Origin of the sequence: Streptomyces netropsis (assembly GCF_014203545.1) — a bacterium.
GTDB classification, from domain to species: Bacteria; Actinomycetota; Actinomycetes; order Streptomycetales; family Streptomycetaceae; genus Streptomyces; species Streptomyces netropsis.
In genome coordinates this window covers 236,119-251,734 of record NZ_JACHJG010000001.1, presented here as the reverse complement: position 1 = coordinate 251,734, position 15,616 = coordinate 236,119, and the positions used below count along the sequence as shown (strand labels likewise).

Below are 15,616 nucleotides of genomic sequence, written 5' to 3'. Positions count from 1 at the left end.
GGGCATCGCCCCGGCCTCCCGCTCGTTCAGGCCCCGTGCGCGGCTCAGACCCGCGCCGCCGCGTCCTCGACCCGGAAGACCTTGTCCAGGAACTCGTCCAGGTTCACCAGCGTGCGCGTGATCCGGTCCTCCACGCTCAGCGTCTCCTTGTAGCGCATCGCGAGCAGCGGCTTCTTCTTTCCCCGCACGTACAGCGTGCAGGCCAGGTCGGCGCACATGTAGGCGCCGACCGTGTTGCCGTCGCGGCCGGCGGCGCCGACCTTGCGGGCGGCGAGCAGCGAGACCCCCGAGGCGACGTGCGCGGTCAGGCAGAGCGAGCACATCGTCGTCTTCGTCATGCTCCGCGGGCCGCCCTGCGGAACGCGCAGCGTGACCCCCACCAGCTCCCCGGCCCGCTCGGCGACGATGTAGCCGCGGTCCGGGGCGCCCGGGTCGCGCCAGCCCAGGAAGTCGAGGTCGGCCCAGGGGAGTTCGGCCAGTCCCCTGGGCAGGCTGAGCCTGCGCGCCTCTCCCTTGGAGCAGTTCACGAAGGAGGCGCGTATGTCGTTCTCGCCGAGTGGTTCCATGGTGGTTGAAGCTAACACCGGTGCCGGCGGGACGTCGCATGATTTTCCGGGCGCCGGCGCCCTCGCGCCCGGCCGTCCCGCCGACGGTGCGGATCCGTCGGCGGGACGTCGCTCAGCCGGTCAGCCCTCGACGCCGTAGTACTGCGCGAGGAAGCCGATCACGTCCTCCGCGTGCGGGCTCAGCTCCGGCAGGTGCGTCGCGAGTGCGTCGCGCACCGCCCGGGAGAGCTCGGGCAGCCCGGTGGCCGCGCCCTTGACGTACGGGTCGAGGCGCCGGACGAGCTCGTAGTTGCTCTCCACGTCCAGCTGCCGCATCGCCCGCTCCAGGGGCGCGGCCTCGGCGGCGGGGACGGGCGGCAGGAGCCGGCTGACGAAGGTGACGCGGTGCATCACCCGCCAGCACGGCGGCTTGCGGTCCGACTGACGGGCCTGGCGCAGCGCGGCCGCGTTCGGATCGGTGCCGCCCTCCAGCCAGGCCGGGTCGACGACCTTGTGGAAGAAGGTGTCGAAGTGCTCGGTGTCCTCGCCGAGGTAGAAGCTGAGGAACCGGTACGCGTCCACCTTGCCGGGCGCGTTGACGGGCTTGCCGTCGGAGTCGAAGACCGGCTTGCGGTGGGCGTCGTACTGCTGGACGTTGCCGGACGGCGAGCAGGTGACGTTGAGCCCGAAGGAGCGGGTGGCCTCCTTCCCGCGCGCCCGGGTGGCGGTCATGCCGCCGCCGACGGAGGCGTCGAGCTGGGCGTTGACGCCGATGCCCATCACGTCGAAGGACGTGCCGACGGAGGTGCCCACCGATCCGGACAGCGAGTAGGAGCCGGAGGTGGTCTCGCTGACGGCGTCGGTGGTCTCGGTGGTCTCGGCGAAGAACCCGCCGTCCGCCGTCCACACGTAGGTGTTGACCAGGTCGCGGCGGGAGAAGCCGTCACCGGTGGAGCTGCCGGTGGTGTCCCGGCCCCGGCCGGGCGCGGTGTCGCCGCCGATCGCGCCGCCCAGGACCCGGCCCGCCCGCTCGGCGGTGGGGTCGGGCGCGTGGGTGTCGGTGGAGACGGACTCGTAGTAGCCGCGCAGCCGCTGCTGCTCGCGCTGGATGCGCCGCTTGATGGCGTAGGCCTCGCGCGGCTTGTAGTAGCTGTACTCGCCGCGGTCGCGGGCCGCGGTGTAGTCCGGGTCGAGGACCTTGCCGCGCTCGTCGAAACCGACCGTGCCGTCGAGGGTGCCCTGCTTGGTGTAGCGGGGGTTGAGGGGGAAGGGGACGACGTTCCAGTCCTTGGGGATGTCGGGGTTGGGCTGGATGCGGTAGGCGACCAGGGCGCCGCTGTGCGCGAGCCGCAGCGCGAAGACGTCGGCGGTCTGGGACTGGACCAGGGCGAAGCCGGTGTTCACGGGCACGTAGCGGCGGCCCAGCGACGGGTTGAGGGGCTTCAGCGGATCCTCCCAGCTGCCCGAGAGGTCGACCTTCATGGAGCGGGCGGTGTTCTCGCCCTGCGAGACGGCCGTCTCCTCGGCCCAGCTGTTGGAGAACTCCAGACTGCCCCGGACGCCCGCCGACACCTTCGCCTTCACCATCGACTTGGCGACGCCGAAACCGAGCGGCGCGGTGATCATCCACATGTCGACGTCGACCTCGTTGGAGAGGGCGAAGCCGAACGCCGCGTCGACGCTGCGCTCCTTGGCCGACGACAGGGAGTGGACGACCTCCTCGGCCTGGGTGAACTCCACCGACGCGATGCCGTCGTAGGTCGCGCGGTCGGGGTCGACGGTGTTGGGGGTGAGGTTCTCCGACGGGACCGGCGGCGCGCCCTCCACGTAGCCGACCAGCTGCGGGTCGAACTGCACCTGGCTGACCCACTCGCTGACCAGGTCGCCGACCTTGTAGCCGGTGACCAGGTGCCACCGGCCGTCCCGCAGATAGCCGTACGCCCGCTTGAGGACGCCGAACGCCTCGCCCTTGGCGGTGTACTGCATGTCCGCGTACTCGGCGACGGCCGGCGAACCGGTGACCGTCTCGTGGAAGGGGGTGCGCATCGCGGCGAGCGCGGAGCGGACCTGGGCGGTGTCGGTGGAGACGGGCGCGGTGGACAGGACGGCCGAGGGGCGGAAGACGCCGTCGTGCGGGGACAGGTGGTTGCCGCGCAGCCCCTCGTCCCGTACGAGATCGGCCGCCTCGTCGGTGGAGTCCCGGTCGAACGGCCAGTAGGCGATCAGGTCCTCCTTCTCGCCCTTGAGCCGGCTGAAGAGGTTGTCGAGGACCTGCTCCTGGGTGCGGGCGGTGCGCCAGATCCGCACGTCCTCCAGGACGCCGTGGAAGGCCTGGTCCGGCCGGCCGCCCCCCTTCGTCCGGGCGCCGAGGGTGAGCTGGGCGTCGCCGTAGTCGGCGAAGTCCGCCGACTCCAGCGGGTCGCAGGCCACCGAGACGCCGTTGCGGTAGAGCCGGAAGGCGCTGCCGCGCGGGTCGGGGTTGCGGGTCCAGCGGGCGCCGCGCAGCCGCAGGGCGTGCGAGCCGGTGGTGTCGGCGGCGGTGTTGCCCGCGTTCTCCTCGAACCGCCAGTGCGCGGTCAGGCCCCGGTCTCGCGCCGAGACGGGCGCGCCGAGCTGGGCGGCGTCGCGCGCCGCGCCCCACAGCCGGATCTCGGCGATCACACCGGTGAAGCCGTGCGTCTCCAGGCCCTCGCGTGCCCGGCCGATGTCGAGCGTGCCGGTGTTGCCCTTGGGGCCGGGCCCCTCGTAGCGGGCGGTGCCGGCCTCGCGGCCGTCGATGAAGAAGCGGACGTCCTGCCACTCCTGGACCTCGACGGACTCCACGAGCTCCACGGTCTGCTGGACGGGCTTGCCGTCCGCGCCGACGGCGGTGATCTCCTTGTTGCCCTTGCGCTCCTGCGTCGACCGGCCGCCCTTGCGGACGACACCGATCCGGTGAAACGTCCCGGCGGTCAGGGCCTCGGTGGAGGCCAGGCGTACGAGCCGCCCGCCCGGCTCCTCGAAGGCGAACTCCAGCTTGCCGTCGGGCAGGAGGAGCAGCCGGTACGGGACGCTGCCGCCGGAGCCGTCGGCGGCCCGGCCCTTGGACAGCAGGCCCTGGGTGCCGCCGAGGGCGTCGACACGGCAGAAGACCTCGATCGTGAGGTCGTCGGGGATGTCGAGGGCGTCGTTGTCGGGGGCGTCGAGGTAGGCGCCGTCGGTGAGCGCGACGGCCCAGGACTGCTCGTAGGCGGCCGCGAGGTGGGCCCACTCGTGCAGGGGGAAGGAGTCGCGGGTGGCCACCAGCCGGTCGCCGACCCCGGCGACGACGCGGTACGCCGCCTCCGCCGCCTGGTCGAGGGCGGCGGGCGCCTCCGCGGTGGTGACGCCACCGCGGAGGTAGACGTGCCGGCCCTGGCCCGAGCGGTCCAGGACGCCCGGCTTGCCGCCGACCCGGGCGGCCGGGTCGGTGTACGGCCAGTAGCCCATGAGCCCGGGCTCCTTGCCGGACAGCCGGCGGTTCTTCAGCTCCCGGACCTCGGCGGCGCTGCGAGCGGTGCCCCAGAGGCGGGCCTCGTCCATCTCCACCGCGGCGTAGTCGGCCACCCAGCCGCCGAAGTGGCTGCCGAAGCTGAAGAGGCCCTCCCCGTCGTAGGTGCCCGACGCGACCCGCCTGGCCTCCTCGGCGCCGTCCCGGTAGATGATCTGCTCCCGGGTGGCCGCGTCGAACACGCAGGACCAGTGGTGCCAGTCGGTGTCCACATAGCCGTAGTTGGTGCTGAGGTCGTCACCGTAGAACGCGAACGTGAAGGAGCCGGTGTCGCGGAAGCCGATGTGCAGGGCCTTCCGCGTACCGCCCTGCGACGCCCCGTGGCCGACGACGTAGTGCGAGCGGTGCGCCTGCCAGCCCACCTTCCGCCGCGCCCAGAACTCCACCGTGAAGCTCTTGCCGGCGAGGCTGAAGCCTGCCTCGGTCATGGCCACGCCGCTCTTGCCGTCGAAGTCCAGGGCGGGCACGTCGGCGGCGGCCGGGGCGAACACTCCCAGCGTGTACGGGGCCTCGCCGGTGCCGGCGTGGACGATCCTGGCCGCGCCGGACACCTGCTCGGGGTTGATCCACGCCTCCAGGGTCAGGTCACGGGTCACCGCGACCCGGTCCAGCTGCTTTTCCGGCAGGGAGAGGAGGTTCTGCTGCCCGTCGAAGGAGTAGGCCCGGCCCGGCTGGTCCGCGCGCCAGCGGCAGCCGTGCCCGGCGACCAGGCCGGACACCTCGCCGAGCGGCACCTCCTGTGCCGCGCCCGGGTCGGCGGACACCAGCCGGGAGCCCGCGGACAGCGGGACGCCGGGGCGGCTGGAGGCGGCCCGGCGGTGGTCGTAGCGCAGCCGCTGGACCGCCTCACCGGGCCGGGGCTCGGGTCCGCCCTCGCCGAAACCCAGCCGGAGCGAAGTGGCCCCCGGCGCGTGGTCGGCCTCCGTGAGGTAGAGGTGGCCGCCGACGGTGACGGGCGTACGGGCGGGAAGCGGAACCGTGAGGGCCTCGGCGAGCCGGAGGACGCCCCCGACGACGTCGCCGGCCTTGCCCCCGGACAGGAGTCGCGTGGTGGCGTCGAACGACTTCACCGCACCCACCGTGACGGGCTCCTCCGGTGCCCCGTTGACGATCGCGGCGAAGTCGGCGGCGCGGCGCGGCAGCCCTTCCCAGGTCTCGCTCTCCTCGCCCCGCTCGACGCTCACGTCGCACAGACCGGGCCCGTCGCCCTCCGTGACGCGGACCCGTACCGCGCCCAGGTCGGTGCCGGAGTCGCGGGCGGTGAAGGTGAGACCCGTGCCGTCGCCTGCCGCCAGGCGCCGGGAGGAGCGCACGACCAAGGTGTCGTAGTAGGCGGCGAAGAACTGTCCGTTGGAGCCGCGGAAGTACAGCACGACGTTTCCGGTGGCGCTGTCCAGCAGGTACGGCCGGTCGGCCGAGCGGGCGAAGGCCAGCAGGGCGCCCGAGCAGCTCAGACCGGTGCGGTCGAGGAAGAGCTGCGGCATGGGCAGCGCGATGTCGGCGGCGCCCTTGAGACCGCCGGTGAGCCGGGCGAGTTCGTCGCGCTTGGCGGTGAGTTCGGCCTGGCGGGCCGCGATCTCCCGCTGCCGCTGCTCCAGCAGCTCACGCTGGGGTCGGAGTTCGGCGAGCTGGGCGTCGAGGGACTCGACGCGCCTGCCCGCGTCGCGGATGTCGGAGTGCCCGAACTCGTGGAGTGCGACCCGCTCGAGGACGATCAGTCCTTCGCCGGACTCGATGACTGCGGCGGTGTCGTACTGGACGACGCGGTCGCCGAGCCGGTCGGGGGCGCAGACCGCCTTCCCGCTGTACCGGTTGACGACGGTGCTGTAGCCGTCGCTCCGCTCGTCTATGTGGAAGTGGGTGTTCCAGGCGCCGGCGCTCCGCGGCCACACGATCAGGGGCGCGTCGTCGTCCCGGCGCTCACCGGCGACGTTCATGTCCTTGCCGGTGTGCGGATTGTGCAGGTGGTAGGGCGTGGGGCCGCTCCAGGACGCCCCCGGGGGAATCAGGACGGCCCACAGCGCCGACTTCGCCTCCTTGTCGGAGGTCCTGACCAGCGGCGGTTCGCTCCCGGCACCGTCGTCCTTCACGGCCAGGTACTGCGGCTTGCCGTCCCGGGTGTTCTTGAAGCGGAGTCGGCACGTCCAGCCGGCGATGTCCTGCCACCGGGCGTAGAAGCCCTCGCGGAGTCGCTCCAGCTCCGGTATGTCTGCGGTCTTCCGGGTGAGGTCGGCGACCTCGGTCTCCTTGGCCGTGATCTCCCCGACCAGTTCCCGGACCCGGGCGTCCAGCTCGCTGATCGCCTCCACGTCCGAGCTGCCCTCAGGCGCGGTGAGCACCGGCAGGGCCAGCTCGTCGGGGATCTGGGCGAGCCGCCCGTCGCGCCCCACGCCGAAGTCGACCGTGGCCAGGTACGACTCGTCACCGGCCGCCCCGGACTTCGGGTCGGGTCCGGAGGTCGCGTACGAGAGCAGCACCCGGGCCTGCCGCTTGGCGGGCTTCGGCTCCCGGTCGTAGCCCGTGCCGGAGTCCTCCTGCTGGTGGTAGAGGACGGCGGAGAGCCCGGAGACCGTCTTGCGGCCGGCCACCGCGAAGCTGTCCCGGCGGACGCCGGGGTGGTCGCCGACGGGCGCCTCGGAGGTCACCCACTTCGGGTTGCCGAGGAACTCGCCGTGGCGGGCGTGGTCGGTCTGGTCGTGCAGACGGGTGCCGGCGCCCTCGTCGAAGCGGTAGTAGGCGACGAGGCCGGGGTCGTTGCCGATGAGGCGGACGCCCTTGTCGCGCTTGAGCTCGTCGGCGGTGCGGGCGCGGTTCCAGATCCGTACCTCGTCCAGCTCGGCGCGGGCGGTCTGGCCGAGGGCGCGGCCCAGCAGCAGGGCGCCGGTGCCGGTGTAGTCGCCGCCGGTGGTGCGGGAACCGACGGGATCGCCGTCACGGTAGACGGTCTGGCGCCGGGTGGTGTGGTCGTAGACGCAGGCCCAGTGGTGCCAGGCGGTGTCCGCGGTCGGGACGTCGGAGTTCAGGTCGTCGGCGTAGAACGCGAAGGTGAAGCGGTCGTCGTCACGGAAGCCGATGTGCAGGGACTTGAGGGGGCTGCCGCCCTCGTCGCCGTGGCCGACGAGGAACTCCTGACGGCCCGTGGCCGTGCGCCGGGCCCAGAACTCGACGGTGAAGTCGCGGCCCGCCAGCTCCGGCCCCTCGGGGACGCGCACATGGGCGTCGCCCTCGCCGAAGGCCAGCGCCGTCTCGGCGTGCCCCTCGGTGCTGACCACGGGCACGAGCGGCTGACCGGTGAACGGGCAGCTGCCGGGGCCGCTCTCGTGGACCGCGTCGCGGTACGCGGCGTCGGGGCTGGTCCACGCCTGCGTGCCCTGGAGGTTGAACAGCCCGTCGCGGCCCTGCTCGACGTTGAAGGAGTCGATGCGGCCGGTGGCGTCGTTGTGCGCGAAGACCTGCCAGCGCTGCCGTCCGTGCACGGCGGTGGGGACGAGTAAGGCGGCGAAGCGCCCGCCGGAGAGGTTGTGGACGAACGACAGCTCCTGGGTCGGCTCGTGGAAGGGGCGGCCTTCCATGTCCGTGGTGCCGAGGCTGTCCTTGGCCGAGTCGGGGCGGGTCTTGTGGCGGCTGCGGCGGTAGCGGGCCTCCAGGACCGGCTTCAGTTCGCCGCCGACGAGCAGGAAGCGGTCACAGAGCAGCGTGTCCGCCACCAGGGGCACCTTGGTGCCGTCACGGTCCCTGGCGTAGTCCGCGCGGTCCGCAAGGCCGGAGGAGGCGCCGCCGGTCAGCTTGTGGACCGCGTCGGGGTGCGCCGCCCCGACGGACTGGCGCAGCACCACGATGTGCGTGCCGTCGGATACGGCGTGGAAGGGGGCGAGGGCGGTGAGCCTGGCCGTCGTGGACAGGAAGGGGTCCACCTCGTCCTCGTCCAGTCGCTCGGCGGGGGCGGCCTCGACCCTGCCGCCGCGCTTGACGGTCGGCAGCGCGGTGGCGCCGACGGCCGCGAAGCCCACATCGGTGATCTCGGACGGGAAACGCAGCGGGAAGGGGTTCTCCGACCAGTAGGCGGCGTCGAGTTCCCCCTTGGTCTCGTCGTGCCGCGCAAGGTCGAGCACCGTGTACACGAGCCGCCGCTGGTCGTCCATGGCCAGGGCCACGGTCGTGCCCTGATGGCGCACCGTGGTGGTGTGGACGTAGGGGCGGTCGCTGTAGACCTTGAGCAGGTGGCTGTCGCCGGACAAGGGGTCTCCTTGGGAAGAGCCGTGGCAGGGGGCCGGACAGGCGGCGCCACACGCCCTCACCCCTGCCTCATTACACGCAGCGATCAAACGATTTCCCAAGGTAAAATCGCACGTCAAGGGAAGAATTCCGCCAGGGCGAAGGATGGTTGGCCGGTTCCGGAAAACCTGGCCGCGCGTCATGCTTCGGGCGGCGTGCCGAGGGGTTGTTGACGCCGCGTCGACCCGCCCCTACCGTCCCTGACCAATAGGAAGGTTTCCTAACAGACCTTCCCGAGACGTCGAAGGGGCGGGTGCGAAGCCATGGCCGGGATCCCCGGGACACCCCGCGTGCTGCGGGCCATGAACGACCGCGCCGCGCTCGATCTGCTCATCGCCCACGGCCCCCTCACCCGCACCCGGCTCGGCGAGCTGACGGGGCTGTCCAAGCCCACCGCCTCGCAGCTCCTCGGCCGGCTGGAGGCCGGCGGGCTGGTCGTGACGACCGGGAGCGTCACGGGGCGGCCCGGGCCCAGCGCGCGGCTGTACGAGGTGAACCCGGCCGTCGCGCACGTGGCCGCGCTCGTCGCCGACGAGAACGGGATCACCGCGGCCGTCGCGGACATCACCGGGCGCATCGCCGGCGAGCACCACGTCGAGGCCGACGCCCTCGCCGAGGAGGTGCGCACCCGGACGCCCGCCCTGGTGGCCGAGGCCGTGGCCGGGGCGTTGCGGGGCGCCGGGCTCGGGTGGGACGCGCTGCACCGCACGGTCATCGGCACGCCCGGCGCGCTCGACCCTCGCACCGGCACACTGCGCTACGCCCCGCATCTGCCGGGCTGGCACTCGCGCACGCTCCGCGCGGAACTCGCCGAGGTGCTCGGCACGCCCGTCGTCATCGAGAACGACGTCAACCTCGCCGCCGTCGCCGAACAACACGGCGGTGCCGCCCAGGGCTTCGACGACTTCGTGCTGCTGTGGGCCGACGAGGGCGTGGGCGCGGCGATCGTGCTGGGCGGGAAGCCACTGCGGGGGGCGACCGGAGGCGCGGGCGAGGTCGGCTACATGCCGCTGCCCGGCGCGCCGCTCGCGCGCGGCGGACCGGACGCCACGATCGGGCCGGACGGGGGCGGCGGCTTCCAGATGCTCGTCAGCTCGCCCGCCGTGCTCGGACTCGCCCGTACCTACGGCATCGACGCCCGCACCGCCGCCGAGGCGCTGGCCCGGGCGGCCGCCGTGCCGGGCACCGGCGACAACGTCCTCACCGACCTGGCCCGGCGCATCGCCCTCGGGCTCGCGGCGGTGGTCGCGGTCGTCGACCCCGAGCTCGTGGTGCTGTCGGGCGAGGTGTGCCGGGCCGGCGGGGAGCGGCTGCGCGAGCTGGTCGCGGCGGAGATGTCCGGACTGGCCCTGCCCCGGCCGCAGTTGCGGCTGAGCACCGTCGACGGCGCGCCCATCCTGAACGGCGCGCTCCGGACCGCGCTCGCCGCCACCCGCGACACCGTCTTCGACACCGCCTGACCCCGCCCGTTCCCCGTCTCTGCCCTCCTGCCCCTCCTGTCTCCGCAGTGAAAGAAGTCCCGCCATGCCGCGCCTACGAAGCCGAATACGCAGCCGGGCACGCCACCGGACGGACAGCAGGGCACGTGGCGGCCCGGTGCCGATACGTCCCGCCGCTTTCCTCCTCACCGCGGTCCTCCTCCTGGCGGGCTGCGCCAATCCGTCCACCGGCAGCGACGCGGACGACCCGACGGCACCCGTCACCCTGAAGTTCTGGCACGGCTGGTCGGAGAAGAAAGATGTCAAGGCGATCGACGAGTCGATCGCCCGGTTCGAGAAGCTGCACCCCAACATCCGGGTGAAGTCCACCGGGAACGTCACCGACGCGACCGTGAACCAGGCCCTGCGGGCGGGCGGCGGCGACGCCCCCGACGTCGCGTCGTCCTTCACCACGAACAACGTCGGCCAGTACTGCTCGTCGGGCATGTGGGTCGATCTCGACCCGTTCATGAGGAAGACCGGCCTGGACAAGAAGGCGGTCTTCCCGAAAACCCTGCTGGACTACACCTCTTACGAGGGCAGGCAGTGCGCGCTGCCCCTCCTCGCGGACGCCTTCGGCATGTACTACAACGTGGACGCGTTCGAGCAGGCGGGCATCAGCGGTCCGCCGCGCACCATGTCCGAGTTCAAGCGGGCCGCCGTGAAGCTCACCGATCGGGCGGGGGACGGCTCGTACCGGCGGGTGGGATTCATGCCCAACTTCCGGCTGTACGAGAACGCCCCGGACCGGCTCTTCGCCCAGTGGGGGCCCACCTATTTCGACGGTGACGGAAAATCCCGGCTCGCCCGGGGCACGGCGGCGAAGGAGTTCTTCACCTTCCAGCGGGATCTGATCACCGCGCTCGGCGGATACGGGCCGCTGGAGAACTTCCGCACCACCGTCGGCGACGAGATGTCCTCGCGGAACGCCTTCCTGACCGGCAAGCTCGCCATGCACCTGGACGGCGAATGGCGCGTGGGGATGCTGGACGACGCGAAGCCCGGCTTCCGGTGGGCCACCGCGCCCCTGCCGGTGCCGGACGACCAGGCCGGCACCTACGGGCGCGGCTATCTGACCGGAACCGTCGCCGGTATCGCGCACAGCAGCAAGCACCAGAACGCCGCCTGGGAGCTGGTGCGCTTCCTGACCGCCGACACCGATCAGGTCGTCGCCTTCGCCAACGCCATTCACAACGTGCCCTCGACGAAGGCCGCGCTCGCCTCACCGAAACTGCACCGCGATCCCGCCTTCACCACCTTCCTCGACATCGCCGGGAATCGCCACAGCGTCGGCATGCCCGCGTCCGTCAACGGCGGGCAGTACATCGTCACGCTCACGGACTTCGCCTACGACGCCGAGGCGGGAAGGGTCCGCGATCTCGACAAGGGCCTGCGCGCGCTCGACCGGCAGATAGACGACGACACCCTCCAAGCCCAGGATTGACGGAGTCCGCAATGGCCCCCCTGCACCCCGCACCCGAGCTGCGGCGCAAGCACCGTCGCGCACGGCTGCGCACCCTCGCTTTCCTCTCCCCCTGGCTGGTCGGTTTCAGCGTCTTCTTCGCCTACCCCCTCCTCGCCACCGTCTATTTCTCCTTCATGCACTACAACCAGATCCAGGCCCCGACCTTCGTGGGCCTGCGGAACTGGAAGTACGTCCTCGGCCAGATGCCGCTGTTCGGGCCCGCCCTGTGGAACACCCTCTGGCTCGTGGTCGTGATGGTCGCCCTGCGCGTGGTCTTCGGCCTCGGCATCGGGCTGCTCGTCACCAGAATCAAGTCCGGCGTCGGGTTCTTCCGCACGGCCTTCTACCTTCCCTATCTGGCGCCTCCGGTGGCCGCGACCGTCGCCTTCGTCTTCCTCCTCAACCCGGGGACCGGCCCGGTCAACGAGATCCTCTCCACGATCGGCATCTCCGCGCCCAACTGGTTCAACGACCCGGCGTGGGCGAAGCCGTCGCTGGTGCTGCTCTCGCTGTGGGGTATCGGCGATCTCATGGTGATCTTCATGGCGGCCCTGCTGGACGTGCCCAAGGAGCAGTACGAGGCCGCCGAGCTGGACGGCGCGGGCGCCTGGTCGAAGTTCCGCTATGTCACCTGGCCGTCGATCACCCCGATCGTGATGTTCGCGGTCGTGACGGGCGTCGTGCAGACCATGCAGTACTACACCCAGGCGCTCGTGGCCGGAAAGCTCGCCTCCGGCGTCAGCGTCGGGCCGGGCTCGGTCATCCAGCCCGGCTACCCCGACCACAGCACCCTCACCGTGCCGCAGCTCGTCTACTCGCTCGGCTTCCAGAACTTCAACACCGGCGCCGCGTGCGTGCTCTCGCTCGTGCTCTTCGCCATCGCGATGGCCGTGACCTCGCTCCTGATGCGCAAGAGCGCCGGCCTGCAGACGGCGGAGGACTGAGCCGACATGATCACCACCGCGCGCACCCCCGCCCGTACCCGCGCCCGCGTCCTGCACTGGATCGCCGTGCACACCACCGCCGTCGCCGCCGCGCTCTTCTTCGTCCTGCCCTTCGTCTTCGTCCTGCTGACCTCCGTCATGAGCGACGAACAGGCGATGAGCGGTGAGCTGTGGCCGCACGAGTGGCGGTGGTCCAACTACGCGGAGGTCTTCCGCACCCCCGGATTCCTCGACTGGTGGAAGAACTCACTGATCTACGCGGGGCTGGGCACGCTCTTCACCGTGTGCTCCTCGATCCCGGTCGCCTACGCGCTCGCCAAGTTCCGCTTCCGCGGGCGCCGCACGGCGATGACCCTCGTCATCGCCACGATGATGCTGCCGCCGCAGGTCATCGTCATACCGATGTATCTGGTGTGGGCGCAACAGCTGCATCTGTCGGGGTCGCTGTGGCCACTGATCATTCCGATGGCGTTCGGCGACGCGTACTCCGTCTTCCTGCTGCGCCAGTTCCTGCTGACCATCCCCACCGAGTACCTGGAGTCCGCGAAGATCGACGGCTGCGGTGAGCTGCGCACCCTGCTGCGCGTCGTCGTCCCCATGGCGAAGCCGGGGATCGCGGCGGTCGCGCTCTTCCAGTTCTTCTATTGCTGGAACGACTACTTCGGGCCGCAGATCTACGCGGCGCAGAACCCGGGCGCCTGGACCCTGGCCTACGGGCTGGAGTCCTTCAAGAGCGCGCACAACGTCGACTGGAACCTGACCATGGCGGCGACGCTGCTGGTCATGGCCCCGGTCGTCATCGTTTTCTTCTTCGCTCAGAAGGCCTTCGTCGAAGGCGTCACTCTCACCGGAGTAAAGGGCTGATGTCCATGAGGCTCGTATGAAGCTCGCCGTGGTCGGCGGAGGCTCGACCTACACCCCCGAACTCGTCGATGGCTTCGCCCGGCTGCGGGACGTGCTGCCGCTGACGGAACTCGTCCTGATCGACCCGGCCGCGGACCGGCTGGAGCTGGTCGGCGGGCTCGCCCGGCGGATCTTCGCCAAGCAGGGCCACCCCGGCCGGATCTCCTGGACCTCCGACCTGGACGCGGGCGTCGACGGCGCCGACGCCGTCCTGCTCCAACTGCGGGTGGGCGGGCAGGCGGCCCGGCAGCAGGACGAGACCTGGCCGCTGGAGTGCGGCTGCGTCGGACAGGAGACGACGGGCGCGGGCGGGCTCGCCAAGGCGCTGCGCACGGTGCCGGTGGTGCTCGACATCGCCGAGCGGGTCCGGCGGCGCAACCCGGACGCCTGGATCGTGGACTTCACCAACCCCGTCGGGATCGTGACCCGGGCCCTGCTGACCGCCGGGCACCGGGCCGTCGGGCTGTGCAACGTGGCCATCGGCTTCCAGCGGAAGTTCGCGGCCCTGCTCGGCGTCGCCCCCCAGGACGTCTTGCTGGAGCACGTCGGGCTGAACCACCTCACCTGGGAACGGTCGGTGCGGGTCGGCGGGGAGGACGTGCTGCCCCAGCTGATCGCCGAGCACGGCGACGCGATCGCGGCCGATCTGCGCATGCCGCGCGCACTGCTGGACCGGCTCGGCGTCGTGCCCTCGTACTACCTGCGCTACTTCTACCAGCACGACGCCGTCGTCCAGGAGCTGCGGACCGGCCCCTCCCGGGCCGCCGAGGTGGCCGGGATGGAACGGCGGCTGCTGGCCATGTACGGCGACCCGGCGCTGGACGAGAAGCCGGAGCTGCTGGCCAAGAGGGGTGGCGCCTTCTACTCGGAGGCCGCCGTCGCGCTGACGTCGTCCCTGCTGCGCGACACCGGTGACGTCCAGGTGGTCAACACCCTCAACGCCGGCACGCTGCCCTTCCTCCCCGACGACGCGGTCATCGAGGTGCCCGCCTCGGTGGACGCGCGCGGCGCGCACCCGCTGCCGGTACGGCCGGTGGAACCGCTGTACGCCGGGCTGATCGGGCACGTCACGGCGTACGAGCGGCTCGCGCTGGAGGCGGCGACGAAGGGCGGCCGCGACCGGGTGTTCGAGGCGCTGCTCGCGCACCCGCTGGTGGGCCAGATCGAGTACGCGGACCGACTGACCGACGACCTCCTCGCACACAACCGGGAGCACCTCGCGTGGGCATGAGCAACCGGACGGATCCCGCCTCCCCGGCGGCCGTCCCCGGCGCCGTGCTGGCCATCGACGCCGGCAACAGCAAGACCGACGTGGCCGTGGTGACCACCGACGGCACGGTCCTCGGCCGGGCCCGCGGCGGAGGCTTCCAGCCACCGGTCGTGGGTACCGAGCAGGCGGTGGCGATACTCGTGCCGCTCGTCGCCGAGGCCGCGTTCCGGGCGGGGCTGTCCGGGCCGTTGCGGGTGGACCACGTCCAGGCCTGTCTGGCCAACGCCGATCTGCCCGTGGAGGAGGAGCGGCTCACCGCGGAGATCGCCGCCTACGGGTGGGGGCATTCGGTCACCGTCGTCAACGACACCTTCGCGCTGCTGCGGGCGGGCCTGCCCGACGAGGGCGAGCCGACGGGCGTCGCCGTCGTCTGCGGCGCGGGCATCAACTGCGCGGGGCTGGCCCCGGGCGGCCGCACCGCCCGCTTCCCCGCGATCGGCCGGCTCTCCGGCGACTGGGGCGGCGGCGGGCACCTGGCGGAGGAGGCGCTGTGGTGGGCGGCCCGGGCACACGACGGCCGGGGCGAGGCGAGCGCCCTGGCCCACGCCGTACCCGCGCACTTCGGGCTGCCCGACATGCCCGCGCTGATCGAGGCGCTGCATCTGGGCGGGGTACCGTCCGGGCGCCGCCACGAGCTGACCCCGCTGCTGTTCACGGTGGCCGCCGACGGCGACGCGGTCGCCCGGGCGATCGTCAGCCGGCAGGCGCGGGAGATCGTCACCATGGCCGCCGTCGCGCTGGCCCGGCTGGAGCTGCTGGAGGCGGAGGTGCCCGTCGTGTTGGGCGGCGGCGTCCTGGCGGCCCGGCACCCCCTGCTGCTCGACCAGATCGAGGCGCTGCTGGCGGAGCGTGCCCCCGCGGCCCGGCCGGTGGTCGTCACGGCGCCGCCGGTGCTGGGCGCGGCGCTGCTGGCACTGGACCACGTCGCAGCACCGAACACCGCCCGCAGCCGATTGCGTGCCCACTACACGTAGGCACGTGCGCACTACACGTCACAACGGTCGGAGCCGACCTCGAACGGCACCGCCCACACCGTCGCCACCGGCGTCGCGGAGGCCGCACCCAACGGCCGTGAACCGCCTCGCCGGTGGCGACTTCACGTCAGCTTCGCGCCGTGAGAGGCGTCACCCGAAGCGCCCCCGCGCCGCAAATCGTTCGACCAAGATCATTCCGAGCGGACTTTTTTCCTGACACTGCGTCAATAGCG

General features: G+C 72.0%; 8 protein-coding genes. 6 read left to right on the top strand and 2 right to left on the bottom strand.

The window, feature by feature from the left end:
• Positions 1-44: 44 nt before the first annotated feature.
• Entirely contained in the window at positions 45-566 is a 522-nt protein-coding gene (locus FHS38_RS01150) for an FBP domain-containing protein (RefSeq protein ID WP_184729737.1), read from the bottom strand.
• Between the two features lie 120 nt (positions 567-686).
• Positions 687-8,312, bottom strand: a complete 7,626-nt coding sequence (locus FHS38_RS01145) for a LamG-like jellyroll fold domain-containing protein (protein ID WP_184729735.1) — start codon at positions 8,310-8,312, stop codon at positions 687-689.
• A gap of 300 nt (positions 8,313-8,612) precedes the next feature.
• On the opposite strand from FHS38_RS01145, the gene FHS38_RS01140 reads away from it, so the two are divergent.
• The 6 genes from FHS38_RS01140 (at position 8,613) to FHS38_RS01115 (ending at position 15,383) form a co-directional block, all read left to right on the top strand.
• Entirely contained in the window at positions 8,613-9,809 is a 1,197-nt protein-coding gene (locus FHS38_RS01140) for an ROK family transcriptional regulator (RefSeq protein ID WP_229821898.1), read from the top strand.
• 142 nt (positions 9,810-9,951) lie between these two features.
• Entirely contained in the window at positions 9,952-11,271 is a 1,320-nt protein-coding gene (locus FHS38_RS01135) for an ABC transporter substrate-binding protein (protein WP_229821933.1), read from the top strand.
• A gap of 11 nt (positions 11,272-11,282) precedes the next feature.
• On the top strand, positions 11,283-12,236 hold the full coding sequence (locus FHS38_RS01130; protein WP_184729730.1) for a carbohydrate ABC transporter permease: 954 nt from the start codon (positions 11,283-11,285) through the stop codon (positions 12,234-12,236).
• Between the two features lie 6 nt (positions 12,237-12,242).
• Positions 12,243-13,100 carry a carbohydrate ABC transporter permease gene (locus FHS38_RS01125; protein ID WP_184729728.1) on the top strand — a complete coding sequence of 286 codons (858 nt, stop codon included), beginning with the start codon at positions 12,243-12,245 and terminating at the stop codon, positions 13,098-13,100.
• Between the two features lie 16 nt (positions 13,101-13,116).
• On the top strand, positions 13,117-14,370 hold the full coding sequence (locus tag FHS38_RS01120; RefSeq protein WP_184729726.1) for a 6-phospho-beta-glucosidase: 1,254 nt from the start codon (positions 13,117-13,119) through the stop codon (positions 14,368-14,370).
• Entirely contained in the window at positions 14,367-15,383 is a 1,017-nt protein-coding gene (locus FHS38_RS01115) for an N-acetylglucosamine kinase (RefSeq protein WP_184729725.1), read from the top strand. The genes FHS38_RS01120 and FHS38_RS01115 overlap by 4 nt, the downstream gene beginning before the upstream one ends.
• The last annotated feature ends 233 nt before the right edge of the window (positions 15,384-15,616 follow it).

Bases quoted from the DNA above. Each gene is read 5' to 3' on its own strand.
- FHS38_RS01150 (WP_184729737.1), bottom strand. From the start codon at position 566: ATGGAACCACTCGGCGAGAACGACATACGCGCCTCCTTCGTGAACTGC.
- FHS38_RS01140 (WP_229821898.1), top strand. From the start codon at position 8,613: ATGGCCGGGATCCCCGGGACACCCCGCGTGCTGCGGGCCATGAACGAC.
- FHS38_RS01130 (WP_184729730.1), top strand. From the start codon at position 11,283: ATGGCCCCCCTGCACCCCGCACCCGAGCTGCGGCGCAAGCACCGTCGC.
- FHS38_RS01125 (WP_184729728.1), top strand. From the start codon at position 12,243: ATGATCACCACCGCGCGCACCCCCGCCCGTACCCGCGCCCGCGTCCTG.
- FHS38_RS01120 (WP_184729726.1), top strand. From the start codon at position 13,117: ATGAAGCTCGCCGTGGTCGGCGGAGGCTCGACCTACACCCCCGAACTC.
- FHS38_RS01115 (WP_184729725.1), top strand. From the start codon at position 14,367: ATGAGCAACCGGACGGATCCCGCCTCCCCGGCGGCCGTCCCCGGCGCC.